Origin of the sequence: Sphingomonas sp. 179-I 2A4 NHS (assembly GCF_045369135.1) — a bacterium.
Classification (GTDB): domain Bacteria; phylum Pseudomonadota; class Alphaproteobacteria; order Sphingomonadales; family Sphingomonadaceae; genus Sphingomonas.
The window spans coordinates 52,765-66,710 of the sequence record NZ_JBIQFL010000005.1 but is presented as its reverse complement, the minus strand read 5'-3'; the positions used below and the strand labels follow the sequence as shown (position 1 = coordinate 66,710).

Sequence of the window (13,946 nt, the reverse complement as noted above, 5' to 3'; positions counted from 1 at the left end):
CCCGGTGATTACACCGAGAAGCTGGTCCCGCAACCGCATCCGGACGCTGCGACCGGATTGTCGACCTTGAACGCCGCACCGCCGAGCGATTCGACGTAATCGACCGAGGCCCCGCGGACCAGATCGAGACTGACGTCGTCCACCACCAGCCGTACGCCATCGGTTTCGACGACCACGTCGCCACTCTCCGGCGCGTCGGCAAAGCCAAATTTGTACTGGAAGCCCGAACAGCCGCCGCCCTCGACCGACAGGCGGAGGATCGCGGGCCGATTCTGCTTGGCCGCGATGGCGGCGACCCGCGCTGCGGCCGAACTGGTGAGGGCGATGTCGTTCGCGAGCGTTGCCATGACTTGAGAGATAGGCGCCCGCGGCCCTGCCCGCAACAGGACCCGGGCGCCGATCAATGCTTCAGGATCAGAGGCCGTCCTGCGCAGCCGGGCCGGTGCTCGACACCGGGATCTGGCCGACCGAGCGATCCTGCGCGGCGAGGAGATAATCCGCCGTGGTGAGGAACGGCACCGGGTTCACCGCGCGGCCATCGATCCGCACTTCATAATGGAGGTGCGGGCCCGTCGAACGACCGGTCGAGCCCATCAGGCCGATGATCTGACCGCGGCGCACGCGGGCATTATCGCTGACGATGATCTTCGAGAGGTGACCATAGCGGGTCGCGATGCCCTTGCCGTGGTTGATCTCGATCATGTTGCCATAGCCGCCCTGGCGCGCAGCGTGGCTGATGATGCCGTCAGCCGTGGCGTAGATCGGCGTGCCCGTGGGCCCGGGAATGTCGACGCCGGCGTGCATCGCGGCCGACCCCCGGAACGGATCGCTGCGGATGCCGAAATTGCTGGTGAAGGTGAGGTGCTGGACCGGCTGAACCGACGGGATCGAGATCACGCCCTGCTCAAGCGTGTCGAGCTTCTTCCAGGTCATGAACAGCGAGCGGAACTGCGCATCGGCCGTCAGATCGGCGGTCGCCTCGGCGCTTGCCGCCGGGATCAGCGGGCCACCCATCGCGGTAGACTTCTTGTTCTTGGCGATCCGCTCAAGACGGACACCGCGTTCGCGCAGCTCACGGGTGGCAAGATCGTAGCGCTCGCGCAGCTGCTCGGTCGCGGCTTGTGCCAGCATCGCCTGGTGACGCTCGACCTTGGCGAACGGCGCGACGGCATAGGCAGCGAGGCGATCGCCCGCCGGATCGATCTTGAGCGTGGCAAGCGCCAGCTTCTTCTCGTCGCCCTCGCCCGTCAGTGCCGCGGCGAGCAGCGCCTGGCGCTGCTCAAGCCGGCTCGCATGCTGCTCAGCGGTTTCACGGATCGTCTGAACACGCGTCTGCATACTGGCGAGCTTGCGCTCCATCGTCGCAACGCGCTGTTCGTGCTGCGCCGGCTCCGAAATGCCCGCAGCGATCGCGGCATGGCTGGTCGCCGTCGCGGCACCATAGCCGGCGAAGGCGACGACAACCGCGGCAACGCTGGCCGCAACGCCCTGCGACGTGCCGCGGAGGCGGACACGGCGGACAGTCTGGCCATCATGGAAGATCACGTTGCGCGGCGAAAAGAGGAAGCGTGCACCAGCAGCGATGCGAGTGGCCGGTGCGGTTAGAATCTTGGTCATCGAACCCCGAACAAGTCGTTGAAACGAGTGACGTCGAGGCGACCCGACGCGCATTGGTTGTTCACTTGTCTGGAAGCGGCCCCCCGCACCCGGACGGATGCTACTGACCCGGTCGGGAACAATTACGCAAGCGCGGCGTAGTAATCCCGCGTCAAGCCGGCAGAGTTGCGCGCCGAGTCGTTGAACGGACCTTTAATGACGCCCCTGAAATGCGCCGCGATGAGGCCGCGCCAATGCTCCGCGGGGGCAAGGTGGGATTCGGCGCACGCATGCTGGAACCATGTCGTGCCGTACCGCACGTGGCGAATTTCATCGTTATAGATTCGCTGCAGAATCCGAGCACTTGCATGATCGCCGGCCGCTTCGAAGCGCTCGACCGTCACCGGCGTAACGTCCAGGCCGCGGGCCTCCAGCGCCATTGGTACCACAGCGAGCCGCGCGACGGCATCCTCGGCAGTAGCGCTCGCGGCTTCCCACAGACCGGCGTGCGCGGGCAGCGCGCCATACTCGCTGCCGAGCGAACGCAGCCGGCGGTCGAGCAGCGCAAAATGCATCGCCTCGTCTGCGCCGACCGAGATCCAGTCATCAACGAAGCTGCGCGGGAATTGCGCGCCGAAGCGGCCTGCCATGTCGAACGCGAGATCGATCGCGACGAACTCGATATGCGCCAGCGCGTGGAGCAGCGCGAGGCGACCGCGTTCCGAGCCGCCTTTGCCGCGCTTGGGCATCCGGTTGGGCGGCAGAAGCTCCGGCCGCGCGGGCCGCGCCGGCTCATCCGGCATCGCCACGTCGAAGCGGTGGGCAAGGCGCCCCGCCCGCCAGTCGCGCGCCGCCTGCCGTGCTGCCTTTACCTTGGCCATGGGCTCGCCCGCGAGGAGCACCGCCCGCGCCGCCTGCGCGATGCTCGCGTGAAGCTCCGTCACAATGCGCGCGCCGCCTCAAGCACGGCGGCCGCGTGACCGGGGACCTTCACCTTGCGCCATTCTTGCACGAGCGCCCCATCCTTGCCGAACAGGAAGGTCGCGCGCTCGATGCCCATGTAGGTGCGGCCGTACATCGACTTCTCGACCCAGGTGCCGAATGCCTCACACGCGCTGCCATCCTCGTCGCTGGCGAGCGCCACCGTGAGATCGTATTTGGCGATGAACTTCTCGTGCTTCTTCGGCGGATCCTTGGATACGCCGATCACGTGCACGCCGATGGCGGCGAAGTCGGCGGAGAGCGCCGAAAAGTCCTGCGCTTCATGCGTGCAGCCGGTCGTATCGTCCTTGGGATAGAAATAGACGACGAGCGGCAGGGGCAGACCGCGCAGTCGGAGCGGTGCGCCGTCAGATCCCGTCAGCGTCAGATCGGGCAGCTTGTCCATGCGTCACTCCATCCCATGCGGCGCGCACCTCCTGCCGCGCGGCATCGAAAGCCGCAACCACCCCTTCCCAGTTCCCCTGCCCCAGCGCGCGGGCGACGAGCGCGCGGGTCGCGGGTGCCTCGGGCTCGGCCGCGTCGGGCGCAACGAGCCGCGTAGTGACGAGGAGCCGGGTCAACAGATCGTGCGCTTCCCGCAGCGGTGCCGGCAGGCCGAGAAATTCGATTGCGCGGCCAAGATCGGGGTCGAAGCCCGTGCGGCGCGTGAGTTGCGCCACGTGCACGGTAAATTCCAGATCGACGAGCCCGCCGGGCAGCAGCTTCGCATCGAGCGGCCCCTGCGGCGGTTTGTGCGCGGCCATCTCTGCGCGCATCCTGATCGCATCGGCGACGACGTCCCGCTCCGGCCTGTCCCCGGCAAGCACGCCGCCGATGATCTCATCGAGCGCGGCACGGGCGGCTGGCGAACCAAACACCGGGCGGGCCCGGGTGAGCGCCATATGCTCCCATGTCCAGGCGTCCTCGCGTTGGTAGCGCGCAAACGAATCCACGTTCACCACGAGCGGGCCCTGCGTGCCGGAGGGGCGTAGGCGCGTGTCGATCGAGTAGAGCGGGCCGGCGGCGGTCGGCACCGACAGAGCGGCCGTCACGCGCTGTGCGAGGCGGTTGTAGTAGAGTGTCGCACCGAGCGGTTTGGGACCATCGGACTCGGCCGAAAAGTCGCCTGTGAACAGGTAGATAAGATCCAGATCCGAGGCATGGGTGAGCGCGCCGCCGCCCAGCCGGCCGAGCGCCAGGATCACGAATTCGCTGTCGGGCACGCGGCCGTGAGCACGCGAGAATTCGGCGATCGTGGCGCTGGTGAGCACTTCCACCGCCGCCTCGGCGACGCGCGAGTAGCCGGACGCGACGGCCAGCGGATCGGCGGCGCCGGCGATGATCTGGGTGCCGAGCGCGAAGCGGCGGTCGCCGACGACGCGGCGGACGTGCTCGAGGCGGACTTGGTAATCCGCGCCGCGCTCGCGGGTCTGCATTTCGGCGGCTAGTTCCTCGACCGACGGGACCGGATCGAAGGCGGAGGCGTCGATCAGGCCGTCCAGCAGATCAGGGCGGCGGGCCAGTTCATCGGCCAGGGTGGGCGCGTGGCTGAGCAGTTGCGCGAGCAGCGCGGTAAGCGCCGGACGCGCCTCCAGCAGGCGGAAGATGTTGATTGCGCTGGGCAATCTTTCGAGCAGCCGATCGAGCCGTAGCAGCGCCGCCTGCGGCACGGGAGCGTCCGCGAGTGCACCGACGAGGCTGGGCAAGACCGCTTCGAGCGCCGCCTGGGCCGCGGCGCTGCGCAGCGATGGATAGCGGCCGGCGCGCCAGGCGGCGATGCGAGCGGCGGCAGTGTCCGGATCGTCGAAGCGGGCGGCGGCGAGCTGGTCGTTCAACTTGACCGGATCGGCCGACAAGGAGGGCGCGGCAGGCGCGGCAAGCCGATCAAAAATGGCGGCGACATGGTCGACATGCGGTCGCAGATGATCAAGCATGGCGGCGCATTGGGCACGTCCGTCCAGCTTTGCGACGCGATCGAGCGCTTCTGCACCGGGCAATTCATGGGTCTGCCGATCGTCGATCATCTGCACGCGGTGCTCGGCGGTGCGCAGCGCAACGTAAGCGTCGCTGAGCAGCGCCGCCTCCCCCGCGTCGATCCGCCCGGCAGCGGCAAGCGCGGCCAGCGCCTCGCGCGTGTCCGGCACGCGCAAGGCTGGATCGCGGCCACCGTGGATCAGCTGATGGATCTGCGCGAAGAATTCGATCTCGCGGATGCCGCCACGGCCGCGCTTCAGATCGTAGCCGGGGCCGAACGCCTGGCCTTGCGAATAATGATCGCGGATCCGCTGGGTGATGGCGACGATCTCGCCGATTGCACCGAAATCGAGGCTGCGGCGCCAGACGAACGGGCGGATCGCATCGAGAAAGCGGTTGCCGAGCGCGATGTCGCCCGCCGCGGCGCGCGAGCGGATGAAGGCCGCGCGCTCCCACGGCAACGCCTGCGATTCATAATATGTGATCGCGGCATCGATCGGCAGCGCGATCGGTGTCGCCTCGGGCGTCGGGCGAAGACGAAGATCGACGCGAAGGACATAGCCTTCGCCGTCGCGGGCCTGCAGCAGCTCGACGACACGCTTGCCGATGCGCACCGCGGCTTCCACCGGCTCCTCGTTACGGCGGGTCGGCAGCGTGGCCGGATCGAACAGGAAGATCGGATCGATATCGGAGGAGTAATTGAGTTCGCGGCTGCCCTGCTTGCCGAGCGCGATCGCGGCGAAACCGCGCGGCTCGGCATCGGGATAGCGCTCCACCAATGCCGTTTGGATCGCGAGATCAAGCGCCTTGTCGGCAAAATCCGAAAGCCGGTGTGTAACTTCCGTCAGGTCGAAGATGCCGGCGAGATCACCGATCGCGACGCTGAGCGCCACCCGGCGACGGGCACGACGAAGCGCCACGGCGGGCGGCAGCGACGCATCCACGTCGACGGGCGATGACAGCGACGCGAGCGAGAATTCCGGATCGCGCTGGAGCAGCATCGCCAGAAAGGGTGCGAAATCCCGCGCCCGGCCGACGGCATCGTCAAAGGCCGAAGCTTGCATTTTTTCGCTTGACAAGGCGCTCATTTCGCGTCTGCGCGCAACTTACCGATCATTTGGCCGTTTTAGTCGGCATGATGGGTATTGAACAGCGAGACGATCAGCGCGGCGGAGATGCCTATTTCGTGCCGCGCCCCCGTGCAACCGATGCGCTGGGAGAGTCCCTGCGCTGCGCCTTCAACGGCGGGCGCCGTCTTCCAGATGATCTGAGCAAGGCGTTGGACGCGCTCGACCGGATCACCTGGTCACACTGACGCGAGGAAATGGACGCTCAGCGATCGCGGCTGAGCTCGTCCACCTCGTCCATGATCTCGTCCAGCGTCGGCTTTTCGCGGATGAGGCCCTGCGCCGTACGGGTCGTCATGTCATTGCCCGCCATCAGCGCCTCAAGCGCGACACGGCCGCGGGCGACACGGCTCTTGATCGTGCCGACCGCGACGCCGCAGATCTCTGCCGCCTCTTCGTAAGCGAAGCCGCCTGCCCCAACGAGGATCAGCGCCTCGCGCTGCGGCTGCGGAAGGTGGAGGAGCGCACGCTGCATATCGGCCAGCTCGACGTGCTTGTCCTGGCTGGCCGGTGCGGCGAGCAACCGATCGGCGACCAGATCGTCCCACTCACCCTTGAAGCGCGCGCGACGCATCTGCGACAGATAGAGGTTGCGCAGGATGATGAACGTCCAGGCACGCATGTTCGTGCCTGCCTGGAAGCGTTTGCGCGCGGCCCAAGCCTTCAGCAGCGTCTCCTGGACAAGATCGTCCGCGAGATCACGGTTTCCCGACAGCGAGCGCCCGAAGGCGCGAAGATGCGGGATCACCTGACCCAGCTGCTGCTTGAATTCCGGATCGGATAGAGAAACGTGCTCAACCGGGCCGTCTTCGGCCGCGACTTCGTCGCGCGGTTCAGTTTCGGCCATAGTCTGTCGATCAATCCCCGCGCCGGTAGCACCCGGCGTTCCTCCGGCAAGATAGGTGGTGCCGGCGTGCTTTGCCAGCTGTTCAGTCAGCATTGCGCCTGATTACTGCCTGGAAAGAAGGATAATCGCGAAGATCACGATCACCAACACAAGCGATATCGGCAGAATGTAGCGCGTCATATGGGGGGTCGCACCCGCACGCGCTTCGGTTCCGGTAACCTCGACCCGTTCGTTTTCATCAGCCATGGCTGTTCAACCCCCGAAGACTGTTTTGGGTCCGTATCGAATTTACGAAACCGGCGCGGTCGACTGATCGAAGAACAAAGCCTGGCTGATCGCGGCCTTCACCGTCGAACGCTGGAACGGCTTGGTGATGAGGAAAGTCGGCTCCGGCCGTTCGCCCGTCAGCAGACGTTCCGGGAACGCGGTGATGAAGATCACCGGCACCTGGAATTCGGCGAGGATGTCCTTCACCGCATCGATGCCCGAGGAATCGTCGGCGAGCTGGATGTCCGCCAGGACCAGACCAGGGCGATCCTCCATCGCCAGCGCCACCGCTTCGTCGCGCGTGACGGCCACGCCGGTCACTTCGTGGCCGAGATCGCGCACGATCGTCTCCACGTCCATCGCGATGATCGGTTCGTCCTCGATGATCAGCACGCGGGCACGCGTCTGCTTCTCGATTTCGCCCAGCGCCTCGGCGACGAGCGCTTCGACTTCCGACGGGGTGACGTCGATCAGATAGGCCGCGTCCTCGGTCGAGAAACCTTCCATCGCGGTGAGCAGCAACGCCTGGCGCGACAGCGGCGTCATCCGCGCGAGACGTGCGCGAGCGACCGCTTCCTGATCGTCGACGAGGCCCGGATCGGCTTCCTCATCGCTGTTGGTGGAATTCCAGATCGCCTGGAAGGTGCGATAGAGGCCGAGACGCGGATCCACGTCGCGCGGGAATTCCTCCGGTGCGGCAACGATCGCCTCGAGCGTTGCACGCACATATTTGTCGCCCTGCGACTGGCTGCCGGTAAGCGCGCGCCCATAACGACGAAGGAACGGCAGGTGCGGGGCGAGCTGTTGTCCAAGCGACATGAGGCGGAACGACTCCATAGAAAAAGAGCATGGCTTTGGGCGCCATGCCCGGATTGATCAACTTCGTCGTTCCCCCCCGGGGGCGACACGACGCCCGGCAACGTATTTCGTTACCGGGTGATGGAACCAACGAACGGCTCTTTGGTTTCACGAACGCCAGCACGCTATTCAGTGGCTGGCGCTGCGGCCCGTATCCGGCCATTGGCAGACATCATTTTCACGGAACGGGTGTTCTCGGGGGGTTAGTGTTGGTTTCGGACAAGGAAGCGCCAGTCAAACCGGTGAAGAAGGGGGAGGCCAAGCCCCAGTCCAAGGACCGGGACATGGGAGCCGCCCTGCGATCGATCTATCAGAAGACCGTCGACGAGGCCGTCCCCGACGAGTTCATTTCACTGCTCGGAAAGCTCGGCTAGAGCCCCAACCATGACAGACGCGGCGGATGATTCGCGCGTTGGCGCGACGCCGCCGACCTTCATGATGCGCTGGCCGACCGGCGCGAAACTCCTGTTCATTCTCTCGATCGCGCTGCTTCCACTCGCGATCATTGCCGTCTTCGCGACGCTGCGGATCACCCAGATCGCCGATACCGAGGCCCGCGCCGGCCTGCGGGTTGCCGCGGCCGAGAGCAGCCGCGCGCTGGCGATCGAGCTCGTCGGTGACATGACCGCGCTGCGCGTTGCGGTCGACGCCATGGAAAGCGATGCGCGTGACGCGCCAAGCTGCGCCCGGGTCCAGGGTGTCTTCGCGCAACAGGCAGCGAATGGCGCCCGCTTCGTCATCTTCGACCGGCGCGGTGCGGTTCTATGCGGTGCCGGCTTCCAGGGGGCACACGAGACGGCCCGCAAGGCGCGTGACAGCGCGGTCGCAGCACAGATCTTGCCTGATCGTGGACTGTTGCTGGGGGTCGCCGGCGAAAAGCGCCAGGTGACGGCAGCGGCCTTCTTCCCGACCGATTTCCTAGCGGACCTGAGCCGCCCGAGCGGCTTCACCCCCGCCTATGCGGCGACATTGGTACGCGATGGGCAGGCGCTGGTGCTTCGCCCGATGCCGCGCGAATCGGCGCTTGAGCGGCGCGAGGCGAGCCGGACCGAGCTGGGCATCGGCGAGCTGGCGCTGGAGATGGAGGTGCGCTCAGCCCCCATAACATCCCCGCTGGTCATCGCGCTGCTGCTGCCGCTGATCATGTGGGCGGCGGCGGCGGGCATCGCCTGGTTCGTGGTGGACCATCTGTTGATCCGGCCGCTGCGGCGGCTACGCCGGCATGTCGCTGCCTTCACGCCGGGAGACGAGCCGGACGAGACGATGGTTCGATCCCTGCCCGCGCAGGAACTGCGCGAGCTTGGCGACACGTTCCGCGCGCTGACCCATACGGTGGCCGTCCACGAAGCCGGGCTTGCCGAGGGCCTGGTGCGCCAGACGAAGCTTACCCGCGAGGTGCACCATCGGGTGAAGAACAACCTTCAGGTGATTTCCAGCCTAATCAACTTCCACGCGCGCGGCGCGAAATCGCCCGAGGCGACCGAGGCCTATTCCTCGATCCAGCGTCGCGTGGATGCGCTGGCAGTGGTGCACCGCAATCACTTCGCCGAGCTGGAGGAAAACCGCGGGCTGGGCCTACGCCCCATGCTGGGCGAGCTGGCGTCCAACATTCGCGCGACCTCGCCCGAGGGAACGCAGCTGCGCATCCAACTCGACATCGATCCCTATCTCGTCACGCAGGACGTGGCGGTGGCGGTGGCCTTCATCGTCACCGAGCTGATCGAGCTTGCGGTGCTGTGCGATCTTTCCGCCCAGCTGCGCGTGTCGTTGAAGGAGTCGTCGGAACCCGGGCGCGCGACGCTGCGCGTCTCGTCCCGCGCGCTGGTCGAGAGCCCGGCGCTGCGCGAGGGACTGGCGACCCGTTTCGGCCGGGTGATCGAGGGGCTGTCACGCCAGTTGCGCGCGCCGCTGCACCACGATCCGCTGGCCGGCGCCTACGAGATCACGATCGCGGTTCTGGGCCGCGACTGAGCGGTTTCGCCAGGCGCGAAAGTTTTTTCGCAGCACGCCGAATTCTGCGGAACCGCCCTTCGAAAGCGACGTTTTGTACCTCGGATAGCGACCTTATGCCCCCCCGCTCTCGCTATCCGCGACATAGGCCCGGAAGCGTCAACCCTCCCCCCCCCGGTGACGCTTCCGGGCCTTATTATTTCGGGGCTTCTCCACATCATTGATGCAGCGGAACGAAGCGCGGCGTGACGCATTTGCGCTTTCGGCAGCACGCCGCGTCCAGGAGGAATCTTATGAAGAAGATGATCGGAATGATTGTGGTGGCCGGTGCGCTGATGGTGTCGGCATGCAACACCGTCAGGGGCGCAGGCGAGGACGTGTCCTCGGCGGGCGACGCGATCGCGAACACCGCCAAGTAACCTCGAGACACAAGGAATTCGCGACGGCGGGCGCGGCCAAGGGGGCCGCGCCCGCCGTTCGCTTATTCGGCGGCGGCGGGCTTTTCCGCGGTGCGCGCGCGGCGGCGCTCGGTGAACCAGATGCCGATCAGCGCCAGTTCGTAGAGGAAGCACAAGGGGATCGCGAGCAGCAGCTGCGATCCGACGTCCGGCGGCGTGAGCACCGCAGCGATCGCGAAGGCGCCGACGATGGCGTAGCGGCGCGCGGAGACCAGCTGTTGCCGCGTGACGACCCCTGCCCGCTCCAGCAGCATCAACAGCACCGGCAGCAGGAAGGCGATGCCGAAGCCGAACAGGAACTGCATGATGAAGGAGAGGTAATTGCCGATCGCCGGCAGCGCCTCCTGGTTCACGCCGCCGACATCGCCCTGGAACCCCAGGAGGAAGTGGAGCGCCATCGGCACCGCAATGTAATAAGCCATCGAGGCGCCGGCGAGGAACAGAACCGGGGTCGCCAGCAGGAACGGCAGCAGCGCGCGCTTCTCGCTCTTGTAGAGGCCGGGCGCGACGAACTGCCACAACTGGTTCGCGATGACCGGGAAGGAGACCATCATCGCCGCGAAGAAGGCGACCTTGATCTGGACGAAGAAGGCCTCGAAGATCTCGGTGTAGATCAGCTTGGTCTGGCCGGCGGAGAGCAGCGGCTGGACCAGGAAGGAGAAGATGTCTTCCGCGAAATAATAGCTGATCGCGAAGGCGACCACGATCGCGGCGATGCAATAGAGCAAGCGGCGGCGAAGCTCGATCAGGTGATCGAGCAGCGGCGCGCGGGTTTCGTCGAGCTCGTCGGACATCAGGACGCGGCCCTGCCCTCGGCTGCGGCGGGACGCTCAGCTGGCGGGGGCGTCGGCACGCCGGGCCCCGCCGGAGCGCCGTCCTGGGCCTCCGGCGCAGGCTCGATCAACGGCTTCTCGACCATCACCGGCGGCTCATCCTCGCCCGCGGTCCACTGTGCTGCGGCCTGAGCTTCGGACGGAGCCGGCGTCGCCGTGATCATCGGATGCTCGCGCATGATCCGCTCGTTCTCGGCCTGCCACTTCTTCTCCATCTCGGCGAGTTCGGCTTCCCGCACCATCTCGTCGAAACCGGCTCGGAACTGGCGCGCGACGCCGCGGGCCTTGCCGACCCAATAGCCCGCGACGCGCAGCGCCTTGGGCAGATCCTTGGGGCCGATGACGACCAGCGCCACGACGGCGACGACCGCCATCTCGGAGAAGTTGAAATCAAGCATGCGAGAACCCGGCGCGACGGATCGTCAGATCAGCGCGCCACCTTGTCCTCATGCACCGTCGTCTCGGCGGCCGGGCGGGCTGCCGACTGCGCCTCGATACGCTGCGCCGGCTTGGCGGACACCTCGTCCTCCTCGTCGGCCATGCCCTTCTTGAAGTTCTTCACGCCCTTGGCGACGTCACCCATCATGCTCGAGAAGCGGCCGCCGCCGAGCAGCAGGATGGCAACGATTGCAAGAACAAGAATGTGCGGGAGGCTGAAGCTACCCATGGGAATTCTCCTGAAGTCCCGCCCATCTAGTCCTGATCGTCGCTCTTTTCCACCGCGAGTTGATCGAAGGCGAGATCGATCGGGTCGAGCAGGCCAGCCGCCCGCAGATCCTCGATACCCGGGAGGTCGCGGCGCGACTGAAGGCCGAAATGGGCGAGGAATTCCGGCGTGGTGACGAAGGTGAGCGGGCGGCCGGGCACTTCGCGGCGGCCGGCGGGGCGGACCCAGCCCGCCTCCATGAGCACGTCGAGCGTGCCCTTGGAGATCTGAACCCCGCGGATTGCCTCGATTTCCGCGCGAGTCACGGGTTCGTGATAGGCGATGATCGCGAGTGTCTCGATACCGGCGCGGCTGAGCTTGCGTGCCTCCTCGCGGTGCCGGCGCAAGAGGTGCGCCATGTCGCCCGCGGTCTGGAACAGCCAGCGATCGCCGCGCCGGACGAGATTGATGCCGCGGCCGGCATAGTCCTGCGCCAGCCGATCTAGAGAGGCGCGCACGTCCCCCTCGCCGACGTGGGCGCGGATCGAATCGAGCGTCAGCGGCTCGGCCGCGGCGAAGAGGACCGCCTCCACCGCGCGGGTGAGTTCATCGGGCGGGGTCATGCCGGGGTACGCAGGTACAAGGGTGCGAATGGGGATGCCTGGCGCAGTTCGACCCGGCCCTGGCGCGCAAGCTCCAGCGCGGCAAGGAAGCTCGAGGCGAGCGCGGAGCGACGGAAACCTTCACTCGCGGCGGGCGGCAGGAACTCCTCAATCACCGTCCAGTCGATCTCGGTACCGAGCAGCTCCGACACGCGGGCGATCGCCGCCTCAAGCGTCATCACCTGGCGATCCTGCACGACGTGCATCACGGGGCGGGTACGCGCACTGATCCGGCCATAAGCGGCGATGAGATCGTAGATCTCGGCCGACCAGCGCGCCTTGCGGATCGTGCGCAGCCCCTCGGGTGCCTTGCGGCCGAAGACGTCACGTCCCAGCCGGTCCCGCGCCATCAGCCGGGCGCCCGCCTCGCGCATCGCGGCCAGCCGTTCGAGCCGCAGCTGGAGGCGAAGCGCCATTTCCTCCGGGCTGGGCTCCACCTCCGGGTCGCGCGGCAGAAGGAGTGCGGATTTGAGGTACGCGAGCCACGCCGCCATGACGAGATAGTCGGCGGCAAGCTCCAGCTTCAGCGTGCGGGCGCGCTCGACGTACAGAAGATATTGCTCGACCAGCGCGAGGATCGAGATCTGCTTGAGATCGACCTTCTGGGCACGCGCGAGGTTGAGCAGAAGGTCAAGCGGCCCTTCCCAGCCGTCGAGATCGAGCGTCAGCTGCTCCCCGATCACGCCGCCGCCACGGCAAGCAACGCGTCGCGCTTCGCGATCAGCGCCGCGAAATCTCCAGCGGCAGGGGGCACGCTGGCCATCGCCGCATCGAGCCGTTCGCGCGAGCGGGGGGCGATTTCGCCCAGGCGGCCGGCGATCTCGATCATTTCCGGCATGCGCGCCCAGCAATCGAGCACGAGATCGCAACCGGCAGCGATCGCGCCGGCGGCCTTCTCTCCCGGCGTGCCGGACAACGCCTTCATGTCGATATCATCGGTCATGAGCAGGCCGTCGAAGCCGATGCGGCGACGGATCACGTCCTCGATCACGATCGGCGAGAGGGTAGCGGGGCGCTCCTTGTCCCACGCCTCGAAGATGATGTGGCTGGTCATCCCCATTGGCGCGCCGGCGAGCGCGCGAAACGGCGCAAGGTCGTCCTCCAGCTCCGCCTCGGACGCGGTGACGGTGGGCAGGTGATAATGGGTGTCGACGATCGCGCGGCCGTGGCCGGGCATGTGCTTCACCACGCCGACGACGCCGCCGGCCGCCAGCCCTTCCAGCGTCGCGCGGCCCATCGCAGCGACGCGCTTGGGCTCGCTGCCATAGGCACGACTGGTGATTGCCTCGGTAGTCTCGGCGCGAGCAACGTCGAGCAGCGGCAGGCAATCGACGGTGATGCCGACTTCCGAGAGCATCAGGCCAAGGGCCGTCGCGTTCGCGCGCGCCGCCTCGATCGCGGAGATCGGCGCCTTTTCGTATAATGCGTCGAAGGCCGGGCCTGCGGGGAAGGCCGGCCATTCGGGCGGGCCGAGCCGGGCGACGCGGCCGCCCTCCTGATCGACGAGGATGGCGACATCGCTGCGCCCCTCCAGATCGCGCAGGCTGTCGGTGAGCGCGCGAAGCTGTGCGCGATCGACGACGTTGCGCTTGAACAGGATGTAGCCGGCGGGGCGCGCCTCGGCGAAGAAGGCGCGCTCGTCGGGGGTGAGGACCGGGCCGGACAGGCCGAAGATCACTGGCTTCATGGGCGGTGGTTAGCCGGTCCCGCGGAATCCGTCACCCCGCGGGCGCATTGGGCCGTTCGC

18 protein-coding genes are annotated in these 13,946 nt (G+C 66.9%); 4 read left to right on the top strand and 14 right to left on the bottom strand.

Annotation, left to right across the window (positions count from 1 at the left end):
• Nucleotides 1-8: 8 nt before the first annotated feature.
• The 5 genes from erpA to ACH0CP_RS10550 form a co-directional block, all read right to left on the bottom strand.
• A complete protein-coding gene (gene erpA / locus ACH0CP_RS10570; RefSeq protein WP_406888829.1) occupies nt 9-347 on the bottom strand; it encodes an iron-sulfur cluster insertion protein ErpA in 339 nt (112 codons plus the stop codon).
• A gap of 67 nt (nt 348-414) precedes the next feature.
• Complete coding sequence (locus ACH0CP_RS10565; RefSeq protein ID WP_294441740.1) at nt 415-1,617, bottom strand: M23 family metallopeptidase; 1,203 nt, start codon at nt 1,615-1,617, stop codon at nt 415-417.
• 122 nt (nt 1,618-1,739) lie between these two features.
• Nucleotides 1,740-2,477, bottom strand: a complete 738-nt coding sequence (locus tag ACH0CP_RS10560) for a ferritin-like domain-containing protein (protein ID WP_406888908.1) — start codon at nt 2,475-2,477, stop codon at nt 1,740-1,742.
• A gap of 59 nt (nt 2,478-2,536) precedes the next feature.
• On the bottom strand, nt 2,537-2,983 hold the full coding sequence (locus ACH0CP_RS10555; protein ID WP_406888830.1) for a peroxiredoxin: 447 nt from the start codon (nt 2,981-2,983) through the stop codon (nt 2,537-2,539).
• On the bottom strand, nt 2,946-5,615 hold the full coding sequence (locus ACH0CP_RS10550; RefSeq protein ID WP_406888831.1) for a bifunctional [glutamine synthetase] adenylyltransferase/[glutamine synthetase]-adenylyl-L-tyrosine phosphorylase: 2,670 nt from the start codon (nt 5,613-5,615) through the stop codon (nt 2,946-2,948). The genes ACH0CP_RS10555 and ACH0CP_RS10550 overlap by 38 nt, the downstream gene beginning before the upstream one ends.
• Before the next feature lie 8 nt (nt 5,616-5,623).
• On the opposite strand from ACH0CP_RS10550, the gene ACH0CP_RS10545 reads away from it, so the two are divergent.
• On the top strand, nt 5,624-5,866 hold the full coding sequence (locus ACH0CP_RS10545; protein WP_294441743.1) for a hypothetical protein: 243 nt from the start codon (nt 5,624-5,626) through the stop codon (nt 5,864-5,866).
• Between the two features lie 17 nt (nt 5,867-5,883).
• Here the strand turns inward: ACH0CP_RS10545 and ACH0CP_RS10540 are convergent, their stop codons facing one another.
• The 3 genes from ACH0CP_RS10540 to ACH0CP_RS10530 form a co-directional block, all read right to left on the bottom strand.
• Nucleotides 5,884-6,525 carry a sigma-70 family RNA polymerase sigma factor gene (locus ACH0CP_RS10540; protein ID WP_294441754.1) on the bottom strand — a complete coding sequence of 214 codons (642 nt, stop codon included), beginning with the start codon at nt 6,523-6,525 and terminating at the stop codon, nt 5,884-5,886.
• Nucleotides 6,526-6,627: 102 nt separating this feature from the next.
• Nucleotides 6,628-6,771 (bottom strand): hypothetical protein, encoded by a 144-nt coding sequence (locus tag ACH0CP_RS10535; RefSeq protein ID WP_294441744.1) that lies wholly within the window; start codon nt 6,769-6,771, stop codon nt 6,628-6,630.
• 42 nt (nt 6,772-6,813) lie between these two features.
• On the bottom strand, nt 6,814-7,611 hold the full coding sequence (locus ACH0CP_RS10530; protein ID WP_294441745.1) for a response regulator: 798 nt from the start codon (nt 7,609-7,611) through the stop codon (nt 6,814-6,816).
• Nucleotides 7,612-7,640: 29 nt separating this feature from the next.
• Here ACH0CP_RS10530 and ACH0CP_RS10525 point away from each other — a divergent pair, with 29 nt between their 5' ends.
• The 3 genes from ACH0CP_RS10525 (at nt 7,641) to ACH0CP_RS10515 (ending at nt 10,019) form a co-directional block, all read left to right on the top strand.
• Nucleotides 7,641-8,024: a NepR family anti-sigma factor gene (locus tag ACH0CP_RS10525; RefSeq protein WP_294441746.1), complete on the top strand. Its 384-nt coding sequence runs from the start codon at nt 7,641-7,643 to the stop codon at nt 8,022-8,024.
• A 10-nt stretch (nt 8,025-8,034) separates the two neighbouring features.
• Nucleotides 8,035-9,621: a sensor histidine kinase gene (locus ACH0CP_RS10520; RefSeq protein WP_406888834.1), complete on the top strand. Its 1,587-nt coding sequence runs from the start codon at nt 8,035-8,037 to the stop codon at nt 9,619-9,621.
• A gap of 272 nt (nt 9,622-9,893) precedes the next feature.
• Nucleotides 9,894-10,019, top strand: coding sequence for an entericidin A/B family lipoprotein (locus ACH0CP_RS10515; protein WP_406875701.1), 126 nt, complete (start codon nt 9,894-9,896; stop codon nt 10,017-10,019).
• 62 nt (nt 10,020-10,081) lie between these two features.
• Here the strand turns inward: ACH0CP_RS10515 and tatC are convergent, their stop codons facing one another.
• From tatC to ACH0CP_RS10485, 6 genes are read right to left on the bottom strand one after another with little or no spacing between them, the layout of a single operon-like run.
• Entirely contained in the window at nt 10,082-10,852 is a 771-nt protein-coding gene (tatC, locus tag ACH0CP_RS10510) for a twin-arginine translocase subunit TatC (RefSeq protein ID WP_406888836.1), read from the bottom strand.
• Nucleotides 10,852-11,289, bottom strand: coding sequence for a Sec-independent protein translocase protein TatB (tatB, locus tag ACH0CP_RS10505; protein ID WP_406888839.1), 438 nt, complete (start codon nt 11,287-11,289; stop codon nt 10,852-10,854). Before tatB ends, tatC begins: the two co-directional genes overlap by 1 nt.
• 29 nt (nt 11,290-11,318) lie before the next feature.
• On the bottom strand, nt 11,319-11,558 hold the full coding sequence (locus tag ACH0CP_RS10500; protein WP_294444460.1) for a twin-arginine translocase TatA/TatE family subunit: 240 nt from the start codon (nt 11,556-11,558) through the stop codon (nt 11,319-11,321).
• 26 nt (nt 11,559-11,584) lie between these two features.
• Nucleotides 11,585-12,160, bottom strand: a complete 576-nt coding sequence (gene scpB / locus ACH0CP_RS10495; protein ID WP_294444459.1) for an SMC-Scp complex subunit ScpB — start codon at nt 12,158-12,160, stop codon at nt 11,585-11,587.
• A complete protein-coding gene (locus ACH0CP_RS10490; RefSeq protein ID WP_406888843.1) occupies nt 12,157-12,882 on the bottom strand; it encodes a segregation and condensation protein A in 726 nt (241 codons plus the stop codon). Before ACH0CP_RS10490 ends, scpB begins: the two co-directional genes overlap by 4 nt.
• Nucleotides 12,879-13,886, bottom strand: coding sequence for a glycoside hydrolase family 3 N-terminal domain-containing protein (locus tag ACH0CP_RS10485; RefSeq protein ID WP_406888845.1), 1,008 nt, complete (start codon nt 13,884-13,886; stop codon nt 12,879-12,881). The genes ACH0CP_RS10490 and ACH0CP_RS10485 overlap by 4 nt, the downstream gene beginning before the upstream one ends.
• Between the last annotated feature and the right edge of the window lie 60 nt (nt 13,887-13,946).

Excerpts from the sequence above, each read along its gene's own strand:
- ACH0CP_RS10500 (WP_294444460.1), bottom strand. The coding sequence starts at position 11,558 with ATGGGTAGCTTCAGCCTCCCGCACATTCTTGTTCTTGCAATCGTTGCC.
- ACH0CP_RS10530 (WP_294441745.1), bottom strand. The coding sequence starts at position 7,611 with ATGTCGCTTGGACAACAGCTCGCCCCGCACCTGCCGTTCCTTCGTCGT.
- ACH0CP_RS10485 (WP_406888845.1), bottom strand. The coding sequence starts at position 13,886 with ATGAAGCCAGTGATCTTCGGCCTGTCCGGCCCGGTCCTCACCCCCGAC.
- erpA (WP_406888829.1), bottom strand. The coding sequence starts at position 347 with ATGGCAACGCTCGCGAACGACATCGCCCTCACCAGTTCGGCCGCAGCG.
- tatB (WP_406888839.1), bottom strand. The coding sequence starts at position 11,289 with ATGCTTGATTTCAACTTCTCCGAGATGGCGGTCGTCGCCGTCGTGGCG.
- ACH0CP_RS10565 (WP_294441740.1), bottom strand. The coding sequence starts at position 1,617 with ATGACCAAGATTCTAACCGCACCGGCCACTCGCATCGCTGCTGGTGCA.
- ACH0CP_RS10555 (WP_406888830.1), bottom strand. The coding sequence starts at position 2,983 with ATGGACAAGCTGCCCGATCTGACGCTGACGGGATCTGACGGCGCACCG.
- tatC (WP_406888836.1), bottom strand. The coding sequence starts at position 10,852 with ATGTCCGACGAGCTCGACGAAACCCGCGCGCCGCTGCTCGATCACCTG.
- ACH0CP_RS10515 (WP_406875701.1), top strand. The coding sequence starts at position 9,894 with ATGAAGAAGATGATCGGAATGATTGTGGTGGCCGGTGCGCTGATGGTG.
- ACH0CP_RS10540 (WP_294441754.1), bottom strand. The coding sequence starts at position 6,525 with ATGGCCGAAACTGAACCGCGCGACGAAGTCGCGGCCGAAGACGGCCCG.
- ACH0CP_RS10535 (WP_294441744.1), bottom strand. The coding sequence starts at position 6,771 with ATGGCTGATGAAAACGAACGGGTCGAGGTTACCGGAACCGAAGCGCGT.
- ACH0CP_RS10525 (WP_294441746.1), top strand. The coding sequence starts at position 7,641 with ATGGCTTTGGGCGCCATGCCCGGATTGATCAACTTCGTCGTTCCCCCC.
- ACH0CP_RS10560 (WP_406888908.1), bottom strand. The coding sequence starts at position 2,477 with ATGGCCAAGGTAAAGGCAGCACGGCAGGCGGCGCGCGACTGGCGGGCG.
- scpB (WP_294444459.1), bottom strand. The coding sequence starts at position 12,160 with ATGACCCCGCCCGATGAACTCACCCGCGCGGTGGAGGCGGTCCTCTTC.
- ACH0CP_RS10550 (WP_406888831.1), bottom strand. The coding sequence starts at position 5,615 with ATGCAAGCTTCGGCCTTTGACGATGCCGTCGGCCGGGCGCGGGATTTC.
- ACH0CP_RS10520 (WP_406888834.1), top strand. The coding sequence starts at position 8,035 with ATGACAGACGCGGCGGATGATTCGCGCGTTGGCGCGACGCCGCCGACC.